At 70.3% G+C, this 13,640-nt stretch carries 14 protein-coding genes and 1 riboswitch; of the genes, 8 read left to right on the top strand and 6 right to left on the bottom strand.

The features are described 5' to 3' along the window. The first annotated feature begins 185 nt into the window (after nucleotides 1-185). Nucleotides 186-1,274 (top strand): metallophosphoesterase, encoded by a 1,089-nt coding sequence (locus tag BLW57_RS20255; protein ID WP_093476327.1) that lies wholly within the window; start codon nucleotides 186-188, stop codon nucleotides 1,272-1,274. Nucleotides 1,275-1,457: 183 nt separating this feature from the next. Continuing rightward, a complete protein-coding gene (locus BLW57_RS20250) occupies nucleotides 1,458-2,321 on the top strand; it encodes a hypothetical protein (protein WP_093476325.1) in 864 nt (287 codons plus the stop codon). A 102-nt stretch (nucleotides 2,322-2,423) separates the two neighbouring features. On the opposite strand, the gene BLW57_RS20245 is transcribed toward BLW57_RS20250, so the two are convergent. Beyond that, a complete protein-coding gene (locus tag BLW57_RS20245) occupies nucleotides 2,424-3,815 on the bottom strand; it encodes a VWA domain-containing protein (RefSeq protein WP_093476324.1) in 1,392 nt (463 codons plus the stop codon). A gap of 97 nt (nucleotides 3,816-3,912) precedes the next feature. Further along, nucleotides 3,913-5,697 (bottom strand): phosphomethylpyrimidine synthase ThiC, encoded by a 1,785-nt coding sequence (gene thiC / locus BLW57_RS20240; protein WP_093476322.1) that lies wholly within the window; start codon nucleotides 5,695-5,697, stop codon nucleotides 3,913-3,915. After that, nucleotides 5,690-5,863, bottom strand: a riboswitch (TPP riboswitch). It overlaps the preceding gene by 8 nt. Before the next feature lie 80 nt (nucleotides 5,864-5,943). Here thiC and BLW57_RS20235 point away from each other — a divergent pair. Beyond that, the gene (locus BLW57_RS20235) at nucleotides 5,944-7,398 is read left to right on the top strand and encodes a YibE/F family protein (RefSeq protein ID WP_093476321.1); all 1,455 of its coding nucleotides are present in this window, start codon (nucleotides 5,944-5,946) and stop codon (nucleotides 7,396-7,398) included. A gap of 96 nt (nucleotides 7,399-7,494) precedes the next feature. Here the strand turns inward: BLW57_RS20235 and BLW57_RS20230 are convergent, their stop codons facing one another. The 4 genes from BLW57_RS20230 to BLW57_RS20215 all read right to left on the bottom strand — a co-directional run bounded on the left by BLW57_RS20230 (nucleotide 7,495) and on the right by BLW57_RS20215 (nucleotide 9,861). Next, on the bottom strand, nucleotides 7,495-7,932 hold the full coding sequence (locus BLW57_RS20230; RefSeq protein ID WP_073887224.1) for an SsgA family sporulation/cell division regulator: 438 nt from the start codon (nucleotides 7,930-7,932) through the stop codon (nucleotides 7,495-7,497). A 99-nt stretch (nucleotides 7,933-8,031) separates the two neighbouring features. Beyond that, nucleotides 8,032-9,000, bottom strand: a complete 969-nt coding sequence (locus BLW57_RS20225; protein WP_371127800.1) for an IclR family transcriptional regulator — start codon at nucleotides 8,998-9,000, stop codon at nucleotides 8,032-8,034. A gap of 198 nt (nucleotides 9,001-9,198) precedes the next feature. Next, nucleotides 9,199-9,411: a DUF5326 family protein gene (locus BLW57_RS20220; RefSeq protein ID WP_073887226.1), complete on the bottom strand. Its 213-nt coding sequence runs from the start codon at nucleotides 9,409-9,411 to the stop codon at nucleotides 9,199-9,201. A 132-nt stretch (nucleotides 9,412-9,543) separates the two neighbouring features. Then, nucleotides 9,544-9,861 carry a cupin domain-containing protein gene (locus BLW57_RS20215; RefSeq protein WP_093476319.1) on the bottom strand — a complete coding sequence of 106 codons (318 nt, stop codon included), beginning with the start codon at nucleotides 9,859-9,861 and terminating at the stop codon, nucleotides 9,544-9,546. A 59-nt stretch (nucleotides 9,862-9,920) separates the two neighbouring features. On the opposite strand from BLW57_RS20215, the gene BLW57_RS20210 reads away from it, so the two are divergent. The 5 genes from BLW57_RS20210 to BLW57_RS20190 all read left to right on the top strand — a co-directional run bounded on the left by BLW57_RS20210 (nucleotide 9,921) and on the right by BLW57_RS20190 (nucleotide 13,635). Then, complete coding sequence (locus BLW57_RS20210; RefSeq protein ID WP_093476318.1) at nucleotides 9,921-10,298, top strand: phage holin family protein; 378 nt, start codon at nucleotides 9,921-9,923, stop codon at nucleotides 10,296-10,298. A 7-nt stretch (nucleotides 10,299-10,305) separates the two neighbouring features. Continuing rightward, nucleotides 10,306-10,797: a low molecular weight protein-tyrosine-phosphatase gene (locus BLW57_RS20205; protein WP_093476316.1), complete on the top strand. Its 492-nt coding sequence runs from the start codon at nucleotides 10,306-10,308 to the stop codon at nucleotides 10,795-10,797. Further along, nucleotides 10,794-11,942 carry a cystathionine gamma-lyase gene (locus tag BLW57_RS20200; RefSeq protein WP_093476315.1) on the top strand — a complete coding sequence of 383 codons (1,149 nt, stop codon included), beginning with the start codon at nucleotides 10,794-10,796 and terminating at the stop codon, nucleotides 11,940-11,942. Before BLW57_RS20205 ends, BLW57_RS20200 begins: the two co-directional genes overlap by 4 nt. Nucleotides 11,943-12,158: 216 nt before the next feature. Further along, nucleotides 12,159-13,064, top strand: coding sequence for a LysR family transcriptional regulator (locus BLW57_RS20195; protein WP_093476313.1), 906 nt, complete (start codon nucleotides 12,159-12,161; stop codon nucleotides 13,062-13,064). 88 nt (nucleotides 13,065-13,152) lie between these two features. Beyond that, entirely contained in the window at nucleotides 13,153-13,635 is a 483-nt protein-coding gene (locus BLW57_RS20190; RefSeq protein WP_093476312.1) for an NUDIX domain-containing protein, read from the top strand. The last annotated feature ends 5 nt before the right edge of the window (nucleotides 13,636-13,640 follow it).

The raw sequence follows: 13,640 nt of genomic DNA, 5'->3' as shown, positions 1-13,640 counted from the left end.
GACCGTCCGAACATCTGCCCAAACGGGGCGAATGCCGCAGCGAACCGGAGTCTTGTTCCGATTCACCACCCCTGGGTCATCACACGTCGCGCCGCGCATTCCTATGATGGGCGCACGACACCGTGGACCGCTGCGACCAGGCAGTCCGAAGCGGTGCAGATGCGGCGCGATGGTGGAGGGGTCTGATGACTCAGGGGGCCGGTCAGGGACCCGAGGTGGAGCGGACGGCGACGCTGCGCGACTTCCGGGTACCGGCGTACGTCCATGAGACCGGTCCGTTCGTCCACGACGTCCACGACGTCCACCCGGGCGACACCGCCCCGCCCCTCGACGAGGCGTACCCCGAGGGCTACACGCCCACCCAGCGCGACCTGCCGGTCATCAACCGCGGCGACACCGTCCAGGTGGCCGTCGAACCGGCTCCCGCCGCGGCACCGCAGCCGACGACCGGGCCCGGACCGCTGTTCGTCGTCGGTGACGTCCACGGATACCTCGACGAACTGATGGCCGCCCTGCGGGAGCAGGGGCTGGTCGACGCCGCGGGCCAGTGGTGCGCCGGCACCGCCCGGCTGTGGTTCCTCGGTGACTTCACCGACCGCGGCCCGGACGGCATCGGCGTCATCGACCTCGTGATGCGGCTGTCCGCCGAGGCCGCGGCCGCCGGCGGCTACTGCAAGGCCCTCATGGGCAATCACGAGCTCCTGCTGCTCGGCGCCAAGCGGTTCGGCGACACCCCCGTCAACTCGGGCGCCGGCACGGCCACTTTCCAGGCGGCCTGGCTGCTCAACGGCGGCCAGAAGACCGACATGGACCGACTCCAGGACCACCACCTGCAGTGGATGGCCCGCCTCGACGCCGTCGAGGAGGTGGACGGCTATCTGCTCGTCCACTCCGACACCACCGCCTACCTCGACTACGGCGACTCGATCGAGGCGGTCAACGACACCGTCCGCGAGGCCCTGACCCGCAACGACGCCGACGAGGTCTGGGACCTGTTCCGCAAGTTCACCAAACGCTTCTCCTTCCGCGACGAGGGCGGCGCCGACGCCGTTCGCTCACTTCTCGATACGTACGGTGGCACCCGGGTCGTTCACGGCCACAGCCCCATCCCGTACCTCCTCGGCGAGGTCGGCTCCGAGGAGGACGGCGAGGAGAGCTCCGACCCCGTCGTCGAGGGACCGCACATCTACGCCGACGGGCTCGCCATCGCCATGGACGGCGGCGTCACCATGGCCGGGAAGCTGCTGGTCCGGCAACTGCCCCTGGACGCCTGACCGTTCCCCGCGCGGGCGGATCCCGGCGAGGTCCGCGCGGAGCAGGTGACCGAATTTCCGTCAACCCCCTGTCACCGTGTACCGCCACGGCTCTACCATCGGCTTATCCGTAGCAGGCTCCCCTCCGTTTCTGCCCGACGGCTCGCCGGCGTGCGAGCCCCAAGCCCTACGGAGCATCGGGGGATGCACATGAACAGCGTTCCGCAGCACCTGCAGAGCGAGGACCGCCAGGAATTCGAGCGGCTCCTCGACGAGGCGCTGCGCTCCGCACCGTCCCGACCGGAACTGGCCGCTGTCGGTCAGCGGCTCAACCCCGAACAACTGCGCACCATGGCGCTCAACGCCACCGCCCTGATCACCGAGGCCGCGGCGGCCGAGTACCAGCACTACCTGAAGATCCGCGACGAACTGCGCCACCCGGCGCTGTCCGCCCCCGCCTCCGGCGGCGACTCCACCACCACGGACCCCGCACCGGACACGGCGAGCCTCGCCGCGGCCCTCGGGGAGACGGCCGAGACCACCGGCGCGGGCGCCGTCGCGGTCGTCGCCGTACTGGCTCCGGTCCTGTCCGGGACCGCCGCGGTGATCTTCCTGCTCGTCGGCTACATCCTGAAGATGCTGGACCCCCGGCAGTCCTTCGCCCGGACCATGCTCACCGCGGGCTGGGTTTTCGGCGCCGTCACCGCGGCCGCGATCCTCGTCGCCGCCGTCGGCCTGCTGCTCACCGCCCTGCGCAACGGCACCTCCGCGGAGGCCGAGGCACGGGACGCCGCGCACACGGAACTGGCCAGGGCCAGAGAGGCCTGGCGGGACGCCCTGCTGGAGCGGGGCATCCTGCCGTTCCTGCGCGAGGCGCTCGCCGAGCCCGGCCCGGCGGCGCTGCACCGCACGACCCCGCCCACCCCGACCGGACGCATGCCGCGCCTGGGCTACGACCGTCCCGGCTTCACCAGCCCCGACGACGGCACCGCCTCCGGCCGCCCGAGCTTCACCAGCCCCGACTACACGAGCCCGGACTTCGGCGGCCCCGAGCACCAGCCGGAGTGACGACGCCCGCGCCGGCCGGGAGCCCACCGGGACCCGGCCGTGCCGTGCGCGGCCGAGCCCGCTCCGGACTCCGGCGGCCCCAGCCGGCTCGGCAGCACCGGCTCAGAGGATGCCGGCCTGACGGGCGGCGGTGATCCAGGAGGGGAACTCGGACAGCAGCCGGTCGTACAGTTCCGGGTCGGGGACCTTCTCGATGTCGTCCACGGCGAAGAACCCGACGTTGTCGACCCGGCGGCCCGGCATGGTGTCGAAGCGCTCCAGCACGCCGTAGTTGGACCGCCCCAGGCCCACGAACTGCCAGAAGACCGGTTCCTCCACCGCTTCCCGCAGCTCCCGCTCGATCTCGGCGTTGCGGTAGACGCCTCCGTCGGAGAAGAACAGCACGAGGGTGGGGGCGGCGGCCGGGCTCTCCCGGACGTACTGCCGAACCTGGGCGATCACCTTCTGTTCCTCGTTCTGGATACCGACCGCCCGCATGTCCACCTGCCCCGGCTCCAGCCCCTTCCTGGGCTTCTTGTTCCGGCGGAAGACGCTCAGCTCACCGACGCGGACATGGAGCCGCAGCCAGTCGGGAAGCTCACCGATGTGCAGATCGGGCAGCCGGGCCGGATGCGAGGCGAACGTCCAGGCCTGCATCTCCCCGTCGTCGTCGAGCTGGGCGGCGACCGCGGCCATGCGCTCCACCACGTCGGCCACCACACCCTTCGCGTACAGGGGGGACATGGAGCCGGAGGCGTCGAGCACCAGAACGACCCGTGCGGTGACACCGGCGGCACCGTGCTTGGTCAGGCTGACCGCCACCTGTTCCTTGCGCAACGAGAGCCGCTTGCGCATGTCCACGGGCAGCCGGTCCTCCGGTTTGCCGAGGGCCGGGCCCCCCGCCGGTACGGACGGGGCGGGCGGTGTCACCGGCGGCGCGGCGGGGACGGTCGCGGTCGTCGGGGCCGTCGGGGCGTCGTCCACGGTGATGCCGAAGTCGGTCGCCAGACCGGCGAGCCCGGAGTCGTATCCCTGACCGACCGCACGGAACTTCCACCGCCCCTCGCGCAGATACAGCTCGCCACCGATGAACGCCGTCTCCGTCGTGGCCTCCATGTCGAAACGGGCCAGCTCTTCCCCCGTCCCCGAGTCGAGAACTCTCAGGGTCAGTTGGCGCATCTGGCCGAACGTCCCCCCGTCCGCCGACGCGCACAGCACCACGCGTTCGACGGCCGGCTCCAGCGCCCGCAGATCCACCTCGACCGTGTCCGTCGTGACGCCCCGCCCCGGCCCTCCTGGCTGCTTTCCGAGGTGTCTGACGGCGCCGGACCCGTGCCGCGGCTGGTTGTAGAAGACGAAATCACCGTCGTCGCGAACGCGCCCCGCCCCTGTGAGCAACAGCGCCGAGGCATCGGCGTCGGGCACGCCCGGCCCTTCGGACCAGGCGAACTCGGCGCGCACCGCCGCGGAGCCGACGGGAAGGTTCGCGCCCTTGCTCATTGATCTCGCTGTCATGCCGCCAGTCTGCGGTGCGCGCAGGCCCAGGGGTACCTCCCCGACACCGCGGGGAGCGACAGCCCGGCCACACCCGGGCCGCCGCTCCCCGCACCGCTCAGTCGGCGATCGGCAGGTACACCCGGTTGCCCGCTGCCGCGAACTCCTTCGACTTCTGCGCCATGCCCTCCTCGATCTCGGCCTTGCTGCCGCCGTGTTCGCGGCGGATGTCCTGCGAGATCTTCATGCTGCAGAACTTGGGGCCGCACATGGAGCAGAAGTGGGCCGTCTTGGCGGGCTCCGCCGGGAGGGTCTCGTCGTGGAACTCCCGTGCCGTATCGGGGTCCAGGGCGAGGTTGAACTGGTCCTCCCACCGGAACTCGAAGCGTGCGTCGGACAGCGCGTCGTCCCACTCCTGCGCGCCCGGGTGGCCCTTCGCGAGATCGGCCGCGTGGGCGGCGATCTTGTAGGTGATGACACCGGTCTTGACGTCGTCCCGGTTGGGCAGGCCCAGGTGCTCCTTGGGCGTGACGTAGCAGAGCATCGCCGTGCCCCACCAGGCGATCATCGCGGCACCGATGCCGGAGGTGATGTGGTCGTACGCCGGCGCGACGTCCGTCGTCAGCGGGCCGAGCGTATAGAACGGAGCTTCATCGCAGATCTCCTGCTGAAGGTCGATGTTCTCCTTGATCTTGTGCATCGGGACGTGCCCCGGGCCCTCGATCATCGTCTGTACGTCGAAACGCCTGGCGATGCGGTTGAGTTCCCCGAGCGTGCGCAGCTCCGCGAACTGTGCCTCGTCGTTGGCGTCCGCGATGGAGCCGGGCCGCAGGCCGTCGCCCAACGAGTACGTGACGTCGTAGGCGGCGAGGATCTCGCACAGTTCCTCGAAGTTCTCGTACAGGAACGACTCCTTGTGGTGCGCCAGGCACCACGCGGCCATGATCGAACCGCCGCGGGAGACGATGCCGGTCTTGCGGTTGGCCGTCAGCGGTACATGCGCGAGCCGCACCCCGGCGTGGACGGTCATGTAGTCCACACCCTGTTCGGCCTGCTCGATGACGGTGTCCTTGTAGATCTCCCAGGTCAGTTCCTCGGCCCTGCCGTCGACCTTCTCCAGGGCCTGGTACAGCGGCACGGTGCCGATGGGCACGGGGGAGTTGCGCAGCACCCACTCGCGGGTGGTGTGGATGTTGCGCCCGGTGGAGAGGTCCATGACCGTGTCGGCGCCCCAGCGGGTCGCCCAGGTCATCTTCTCGACCTCCTCCTCGATGGAGGACGTCACGGCCGAGTTGCCGATGTTGGCGTTCACCTTCACCAGGAAGCGCTTACCGATGATCATCGGCTCGATCTCCGGGTGGTTGACGTTGGCCGGCAGCACGGCGCGGCCGGCTGCGATCTCCTCGCGGACGACCTCCGGAGACACGTTCTCCCGGATGGCCACGTACTCCATTTCCGGCGTGGTCTCCCCGCGGCGCGCGTACGCGAGCTGGGTCACCGCCTCACCGCGACGACCGCGGCGCGGCTGACGCGGACGCCCGGGGAAGACCGCGTCCAGGTTCCGCAACCCGCCGCGCGGCGAGGTGTGCTTGATGCCGTCGTCCTCGGGACGGACGGGACGGCCCGCGTACTCCTCGGTGTCGCCGCGGCCGACGATCCAGTTCTCCCGCAGCGGCGCCAAGCCCCTGCGGACGTCGGTTTCGACGAGCGGATCCGTGTACGGGCCGGATGTGTCGTACAGCGTGACCGACTGCCCGTTGGTGAGGTGCACCTGACGGACCGGCACCCGCATGTCGGGGCGCGAACCCTCGACGTACGCCTTGTGCCAGCCGATGGACTTCCCGGCCTCCTGGGTCTTCTCACCCTGAACGGAGGCAGGCGTGCGTGCGTCCTTGTTGGTCATGAGACCTACTCCCTACGCCGGCATTACCCGGTAACAGGTTCGGCGGTCGACGCAGCGGCTTCCGTCGGCCGATGCTTCCCGTGAGACGTCGTTCCACGTGAAACATCGCGAATACGGAGGTCAGCGCCCTCTCAGCCCGGTGCTCCGAGCTCCCGCGTGTGCAAAGGTGCCTCCACGCTAGCGTCATATGTGGCGCGGTGAACAGTGGGCCCCTGCCGTTCTTGCGATGATCTGGTGGTGACCAGGATGGAGCAGTACCCGTACCAGCCGCCCGAGCCGCGCCGCCCGGACAGCCCGGCAGCGGGCAGCCGACGAGGGGACGAGCGCGCCCACGGGCAGGAAGCGGGTGACGGGCACGGCCACCCTCACCACGGCCACGACGAGGCGCACACCCGCCCTCAGACGCTCGGTCACAGCCACAGCCATGGGCCCGCCGCGCCCGTCTCCCGGCATCTGCGCAAGGTCATCGCGGCGATCCTGGTGCCGTTCACCGCGGCGGTCCTCGTCGGCCTGGTGGTGCTGTGGCCCGGGGGAGCGCCGTCGCACAAGCGCACCGGCGTCGGCTTCGACCGGCAGACCCAGCAGGCCACGGTGACCCGGGTCGTCGAGGTGAGTTGCAAGTCGGTGAACGCCTCCGGTGGCACCCCGGCCGGCGACACCTCGACCGCCGAGGGCGGCGCCGGGGCACAGGAGACGGGCGGCACCTGCAAGAAGGCGACCATCCGTGTCGACACCGGGAAGGACGAGGGCCGTACGTTCACCGAGATCGTGCAGCCCGACCAGTCACGGCAGTTGCACCAGGGTGAGAAGGTCGTGGTCGCCTACGAGCCCGCGGCACCCAAGAACCTGCAGTACTCCGTGGCGGACGTGAACCGGAAGTTCCCGATGGCGCTGCTCGCCGGGATCTTCGCGATCGCGGTCGTCGTGGTGGGCCGGCTGCGCGGGGTCATGGCGCTGGTCGCGCTGGCCGTGAGTTTCATGGTGCTCACCTTCTTCATCCTGCCCGCGATCCTTCAGGGCTCGAATCCCCTGCTGGTGGCCGTCGTCGGGGCGAGCGCGATCATGCTCATCGCGCTCTACATGTGCCACGGGCTGTCGGCCCGGACGTCGGTCGCGGTGCTCGGCACCCTGGTCTCCCTCCTGCTGATCGGCGTCCTCGGCTCGGAGTTCATCGACTGGGCCGCCCTGACCGGCAACACGGACGACAACACCGGTCTGATCCATGGGCTCTACCCGTCGATCGACATGAGCGGCCTGCTGCTGGCCGGCGTCATCATCGGCTCGCTCGGCGTGCTGGACGACGTCACCGTGACGCAGACGTCGGCGGTCTGGGAACTGCACGAGGCCAATCCGGCGATGGGCTGGCGCGGGTTGTACCGGGCCGGCATCCGCATCGGCCGCGACCACATCGCATCCGTCGTCAACACCCTGGTCCTCGCCTACGCCGGTGCCGCGCTGCCGCTGCTGCTGCTGTTCTCCATCGCGCAGAGCAGCGTCGGGGCCGTGGCCAACAGCGAGCTGGTGGCCGAGGAGATCGTGCGCACCCTGGTGGGGTCGATCGGCCTGGTCGCCTCGGTGCCCGTCACGACCGCGCTCGCCGCGCTGGTGGTGTCGGCCGACCGCTCCGGCCCGCATGCTCCGGCCGGCACGGCCCAGCCCGACCCGGCCCGCACGGGGCGGGGGCGCCGCCGGAAGCGGTAGCCGATCGGCCCGGTGAGACCCCCCGCCCTGTGCAGAAGCGTTCCTGCACAGTTCCGCGAAGGAGAGCGGGGCGTCCGGTGCCGTGGCCGCTACGCCTCAGCCGGCGCTCTGTTCCTCGGCGAGGATGCGGTCCAGCGCTTCGTCGAGATGAGCGTCGAAGTCGGCCAGCGCGCCCTCCTGTCCCAGCGGCACGAGCTTGTCGGTCCGATCGAGGAAGGCCACGAGCGGCGGGGCCGACGACCGGAACAGAGCCTGGTCGCAACCGACCTGAAGACGGATCAGCACCTCCCCCAGCACCTCGGCGTCCGCCGGGGCGATGTGCACGTCCCCCTCCCCGCACGGCCGACCCACCCCGTCGATCAACAGCTCGCGACCGAAGGCCCAGGTCACCGGCGCGTCACCCGGCAGATGAAAGGTGAGGCGCACCGCATAGGGATCACCGGTCTCGTAGCGCAACTCCACCGGAATGCGGAAGGAGAGCTCCTCCGACACGAGAAAGCTCATCATGACCTCTGCCTGTACGGACTCGCGCATCGCCTATCCCGTCATATGACATCGACTGGCCGGGATTGATCCCTCTGACCGTGGTCAAATCTTGCTGAAAGTACACAGCAGATCACAAGGAGTAAGTTTTCAGATACTGATAGAGAGTGTGAGAGAGCCCAGATGCCGCCCGATCTCCGCCTGCAGACGCTCGGCCGCGGGCAGCAGCCGGTCGGCATGGCGGGCGGGCAGGGAGATGGCCATGGTGGCCGCGGTGGTGCCCACCGTGATCGGGACCGCCGCGCAGACGGTGCCGAGCGCGTACTCCTGCCGTTCCACCACGGCCTCCATGCGCCGCGTCCGGCCGAGCCGTCGGAGCAGGGCATCGTTGTCCCGCACGGTGTACGGCGTGAGGGCCTGCGTGGGGTAGCGGGCGAGATGGTCGCGCCGGGCGTCCTCGTCGAGCTGGGAGAGCAGGCACTGGCCGATGGCGTGCGCGTGGCCGGTCTCGCGGAAGTCGGCCCACTCCTCGACCGCGGGCGCCTCGGGGGAGTCGGAGACGCACATGACGTCGATCTCGCCGTTGCGGTACATGGCGTAGTACACCGGGACACCGATGGAATCGCGCCAGTGCGCCAGCGTGTCCGCCACTGTGCTGCGACGTTTCTGCTGCGCCCCGCTGCTGCTGAGCCGTTCCGCCGCGTCACCGAGGAAGAACAGCCCCTTCTCCCGGTGCAGATAGCCCTCGTGCACCAGCGTGCGCAGCAGGTGGTACGTGGTGGGCAGGGCGAGACCGGTCTCGCGGGCGAGTTGCTTGGCGGGGGCGCCGTAGCCATGGGTGGCGACGGCCTCCAGCAGGCGCATGGCGCGCTGGACGGAGCCGATGAGGGTGACGGCGCCCTGGGGCTCCGTGACACCCGCGGAGACCCGCCGGCCGGCCGGCCCCGTCGCCGGGAGTTGCTCCGGGTGGTCCGTGGCGTGCGGCTGCCCCGGGACGGTCACCGCGGGCGGGCGGTGGACGGGGGGTGGGCACGAACGTGGTGGAGCAGGGGGTGCGCAGGAGCGCGGTGGAGTGGGGGGAGCGTGGGCTTCCGCCGGTGCGGTGTCAACCGTGGCCAAGGGTCTCTCCCGAAGCGCGAGGGGGGTCAGCCCGTGCGCAGGAGGTGCACGGGTGGGGGCTGCGCCGCCCACGGGGCCGGACCCCGCGAGGAGTTTTGGACTCTAACGGCCCGCCACCGCGCGCAGTCGGCCTCATCGGGAAACTTCCCCCGCCCGAGGGAACCGGTTCCCGTCATGGGTCCCCGGTCCCCGGGTGCCTCACCAGTCGCTGCGCGAGGAGGAGTTCGACATGAACTTGCGCACGATGTAGATCAGTCCGCCGACCAGGGCGACGAAGACCAGCGCCTTGAAGAGCAGGCCGATCACGAAACCGACGACGGTCGCTATCAGGCCGCCGAACACGACCAGGGCGATGACCGGCACCGCGACCCACTTCACCCACCACGGCAGTCCCGCGAAGATCTCTCGCATCGCCTCGTCCTTTGCGTCTCGTGCGTTGTCGATGTTCCGCTCTCGATGCTAGGGCCGGGCAGGGGTCCGATGGGGCAACCGCATCCCTTGTCGTCCCCTGACCCGTCCCCTAGGGAACCCCGAGGTCCGGCCTCACGCCTCGGGCGGAGAGAAGACGACCAGAACCCTCAGGTCCTCGCTGATGTGGTGGAACTTGTGGGCGACACCGGCGGGCACGTACACGACGCTGCCCCGGGCCACCTCGGTCGTCTCCAGACCGACCGTGATCGACGCGCGACCGCTGACGACGAAGTACACCTCGTCCTGGTTGTGCGGATTCTGCGGGTCGTGTTCGCCCGCGTTGAGGGCGTAGAGGCCGACCGACATGTTCCGCTCGCGCAGGAATTGCAGGTAGGCACCCTCGTTGGCGGCGCGTTCCGCCTCCAGTTCGTCCAGCCGGAATGCCTTCATCGCCGCTGCCGCCCTCGTCTCACTGCCCACTCCCGATCAGGTCTGCCACGATCAGACACATGAAGAATTTCGTAGTCAAGACGATCGCCAACGCGGGCGCCCTGGCGGTCGCTGTGTGGCTGCTCGACAAGATCACCCTGACCGGTGACAACACGGCCAAGAAGGCCGGCACGCTGATCGTCGTGGCGCTGATCTTCGGCTTGGTGAACTGGCTGGTCAAGCCGATAGTCAAGGTGCTCACGTTCCCCCTGTTCATCCTGACCCTGGGACTGATCACCGTGGTCGTCAACGCGCTGATGCTGCTGTTGACGTCCTGGGTGTGCGGCAAGCTCGACCTGAGCTTCCACGTCGAGGGCTTCTGGGCGGCCGTGCTCGGCGGCCTGATCATCTCCATCGTCTCCTGGGCCCTGCACGTCGTCCTGCCCGACGAGGACTGAGCGCGCCATGACCTACCGCGTCTGCTTCGTGTGCACCGGGAACATCTGCCGTTCCCCGATGGCCGAGTCCGTGTTCCGCGCGCGCCTGGCGGAGGCCGGCCTCGGGGACCGGGTGGAGGCCGACAGCGCGGGCACCGGCGGCTGGCACGAGGGCGAGGCCGCCGACCCGCGCACCGTCCGGATCCTGGAGGAGCACGGGTACGACGCCGGGCACGTCGCCCGCCGGTTCCAGCCGTCGTGGTTCGCCCGGCTGGACCTGGTGATCGCCCTCGACCTCAGCCACCTCACGGCCCTGCGCCGGCTCGCGCCCACCGAGGAGGACGCCCGCAAGGTCCGTCTGCTGCGCTCGTACGACCCCTCCGCCGCCGCCGACCTCGACGTGCCCGACCCGTACTACGGGGGGCCGGACGGCTTCGAGGAGTGTCTTGAGATGGTTGAAGCTGCGAGCACCGGCCTGCTCGCCGATGTACGGGAACGACTGGAAGGACGGGCCGCATGAGCGACGCGACCAGCAACGAGCGGCACACCGGCGACGGCACGCGCGCGGTACGGGCGGGGCTGCCCGAGCCGGTCAAGCACGAGCCGACCCTGCCGGGCCCGGTGTTCGCGGCCCACTTCCACCTGCCCGGCGAGGTGACGGGACCGTACTCGTACGGCCGTGACGACAACCCGACCTGGACCCTGCTGGAGCGCGCCATCGGTGAGCTGGAGGCGCCCGGCCGGGAGGACGTCGAGACGCTGGTGTTCGCCTCCGGCATGGCGGCGATCTCCGCGGCGCTCTTCTCCCAGCTCCGTGCCGGGGACGCCGTCGTGCTGCCCTCCGACGGCTATCAGGTGCTGCCGATGGTCCGCGCCCAGCTGGAGGCGTACGGCGTGGAGGTGCGCACCGCGCCCACCGGCGGCGACGCCCAGCTGGAGGTCCTCGACGGCGCCAAGCTGCTCTGGATCGAGACCCCCTCGAACCCCGGGCTCGACGTCTGCGACATCCGGCGGCTCGTGGAGGCGGCACACGCGCGCGGCGCCCTGGTGGCCGTCGACAACACGCTCGCCACGCCGCTCGGACAGCGCCCGCTGGAGCTGGGCGCCGACTTCTCCGTGGCCAGCGGTACCAAGCAGCTGACCGGGCACGGAGACGTCCTGCTGGGCTACGTGGCCGGCCGCGACGCCGAGGCGATGGCCGCCGTACGGCGCTGGCGAAAGATCGTCGGCGCGATCTCCGGTCCCATGGAAGCCTGGCTCGCGCACCGCTCCATCGCCACCCTGCAGCTGCGTGTGGACCGGCAGAACGCGACGGCCCTCACCGTCGCCGAGGCGCTGCGGCAGCGGCCCGAGGTGGCCGATCTGCGCTATCCCGGACTGCCCGACGACCCCTCGCACAAGATCGCCTCGCAGCAGATGCGACGCTACGGCTGCGTCGTCTCGTTCACGCTGCCCACGCGCGCGCGTGCGGAGCGTTTCCTGGAGGCCTTGCGGCTGGTGGAGGACGCGACGAGCTTCGGCGGGGTGCGCTCGACGGCCGAGCGCCGGCGCCGCTGGGGCGGGGACGCGGTCCCGGAGGGCTTCATCCGTCTGTCCGTCGGCGCCGAGGACCCCGAGGACCTGGTGGCCGACCTGCTCCGTGCTCTGGACGCGTCCGCCGAATGACCGGGAACGGGTCTGTCTGCTGATGTCTGCGGACGGTCCGAACCTCCCCCCTCGTGGCTCGGACCGTCCCGGTTCCGCGCGCGAAGAACCGTTCGCACAAGGCTAGTTGACCCTGTGTCAGTGTCCAATCACGCTAGAGACAGAGACCTATCGACATATTTATAGTTGGTGTCTGCCCGGGGGCCGGAGGACGGCAGGGACAAGGGAGGGCACGCCATGGATCTGGCCTTGCTGCGGACCTTCGTCACCGTGCACCGGGCCGGTTCCTTCACCCGCGCCGCAGCCCTGCTCGGGCTCTCCCAGCCGGCGGTCACCTCACAGATCCGCACGCTGGAACGGCAGCTGGGCAGGCCCCTCTTTCTCCGCCGGGCCAGGGGTGTGACCCCGACGACCACCGGCGACGAGCTGGCCCACAAGGCCGCACCGCACCTCGACGCCCTGGTGGAGATAGCGGAGAGCGGTCTGGACGACGACTCGTCACTGCGGACGCTGCACCTCGCCGGTCCGCCGGAGTTCACCGCCGAACGCGCTCTGCCCGCCCTCACGGAGCTGACCGGTGACGACGGCCAGGCCTTCATGCTGCGCGCCTCCTTCGGCACCGCCGAGGAGGCGCTGGACGGGCTGGCGGCCGGGCACCATGATCTGGCCATCAGCACGGCCCGGCCGCGCGGGGCCCTGCTCACCGCGACTCCGCTCTGCGACGAGGAGCATGTGCTGGTCGCCGCGCCGCGCTGGGCGGAACGGATCGGTCCGGAAACGCTGCGCCTGAGGGGTGCGCCCGCTCTGGAGAACCTGCCCGTCGTCGAGGTGCACGAGTCGCTGCCGCTCGTCGCGCGCTACTGGGCCTCCGTCTTCGACTCCCGGCCCGCCGCTTCGGGCGCGGTCGTCGTCCCCGACCTACGGGCCGTGCTCTCCTGTGCGATCGCGGGCGCGGGGCTGGCGGTGCTGCCCCGCTACCTGTGCGCGCCCGCCCTCGATCATGGCGCGATCGTGCCCCTGCACGAGCCGGCCGTGCCGCCGCTGCGCACCTACTTCCTGGCTGTGCGCAGCGGCACCCTGGCCATGCCGCATATCGCCCGGGCCCACGAGTGGCTGCGGCGGGCAGCCATGGCCTGGTTCTGAGGGCCCCGACAGGGGAGTGCACGCGCTGCGGTCGTCCGCGGACGCTCCGCGATGTTTCACGTGGAACCAGCCGGGCCACATTTCTCCCATGACCGTCCGACCCGTGGTCAAGCGCACCGCCCGTGCCGTTCTGCTGGACGGTGGCGACCTGATCCTGATCAAGCGCACCAAGCCTGGTGTCGATCCGTACTGGGTGACCCCCGGTGGCGGGGTCGAGCCCGGCGACTCGACCGTCGTGGACGCCCTGCACCGAGAGGTGTACGAAGAACTCGGCGCCAAGATCACCGATGTGGTGCCCTGTTTCGTGGACACCGTCGAGCACATCGGCGAGGACGGCGGCGCCACCGGCGTGAAGGTGCAGCACTTCTTCGTCTGCCGGCTCGAGTCCATGGACCCGTCCCTGCGTCATGGCCCCGAAGTGGACGAGCCGGCCGGGGAGTACGAGATCGTCCGGATCCCGTTCACCCGTGTCGGCATCGCTTCCGTACATCTCGTCCCGCTGTCTCTGCGCCACTATCTGGACGGCAACATCGAAGGGGTGCGTGCCATGCACGCTCCCGACCTCGGTTAGCGCGG

Origin of the sequence: Streptomyces sp. 1222.5 (assembly GCF_900105245.1) — a bacterium.
GTDB classification, from domain to species: Bacteria; Actinomycetota; Actinomycetes; order Streptomycetales; family Streptomycetaceae; genus Streptomyces; species Streptomyces albidocamelliae.
The sequence above is the reverse complement of the archived record's forward strand: the minus strand, read 5'-3'. Positions and strand labels throughout refer to the sequence as shown.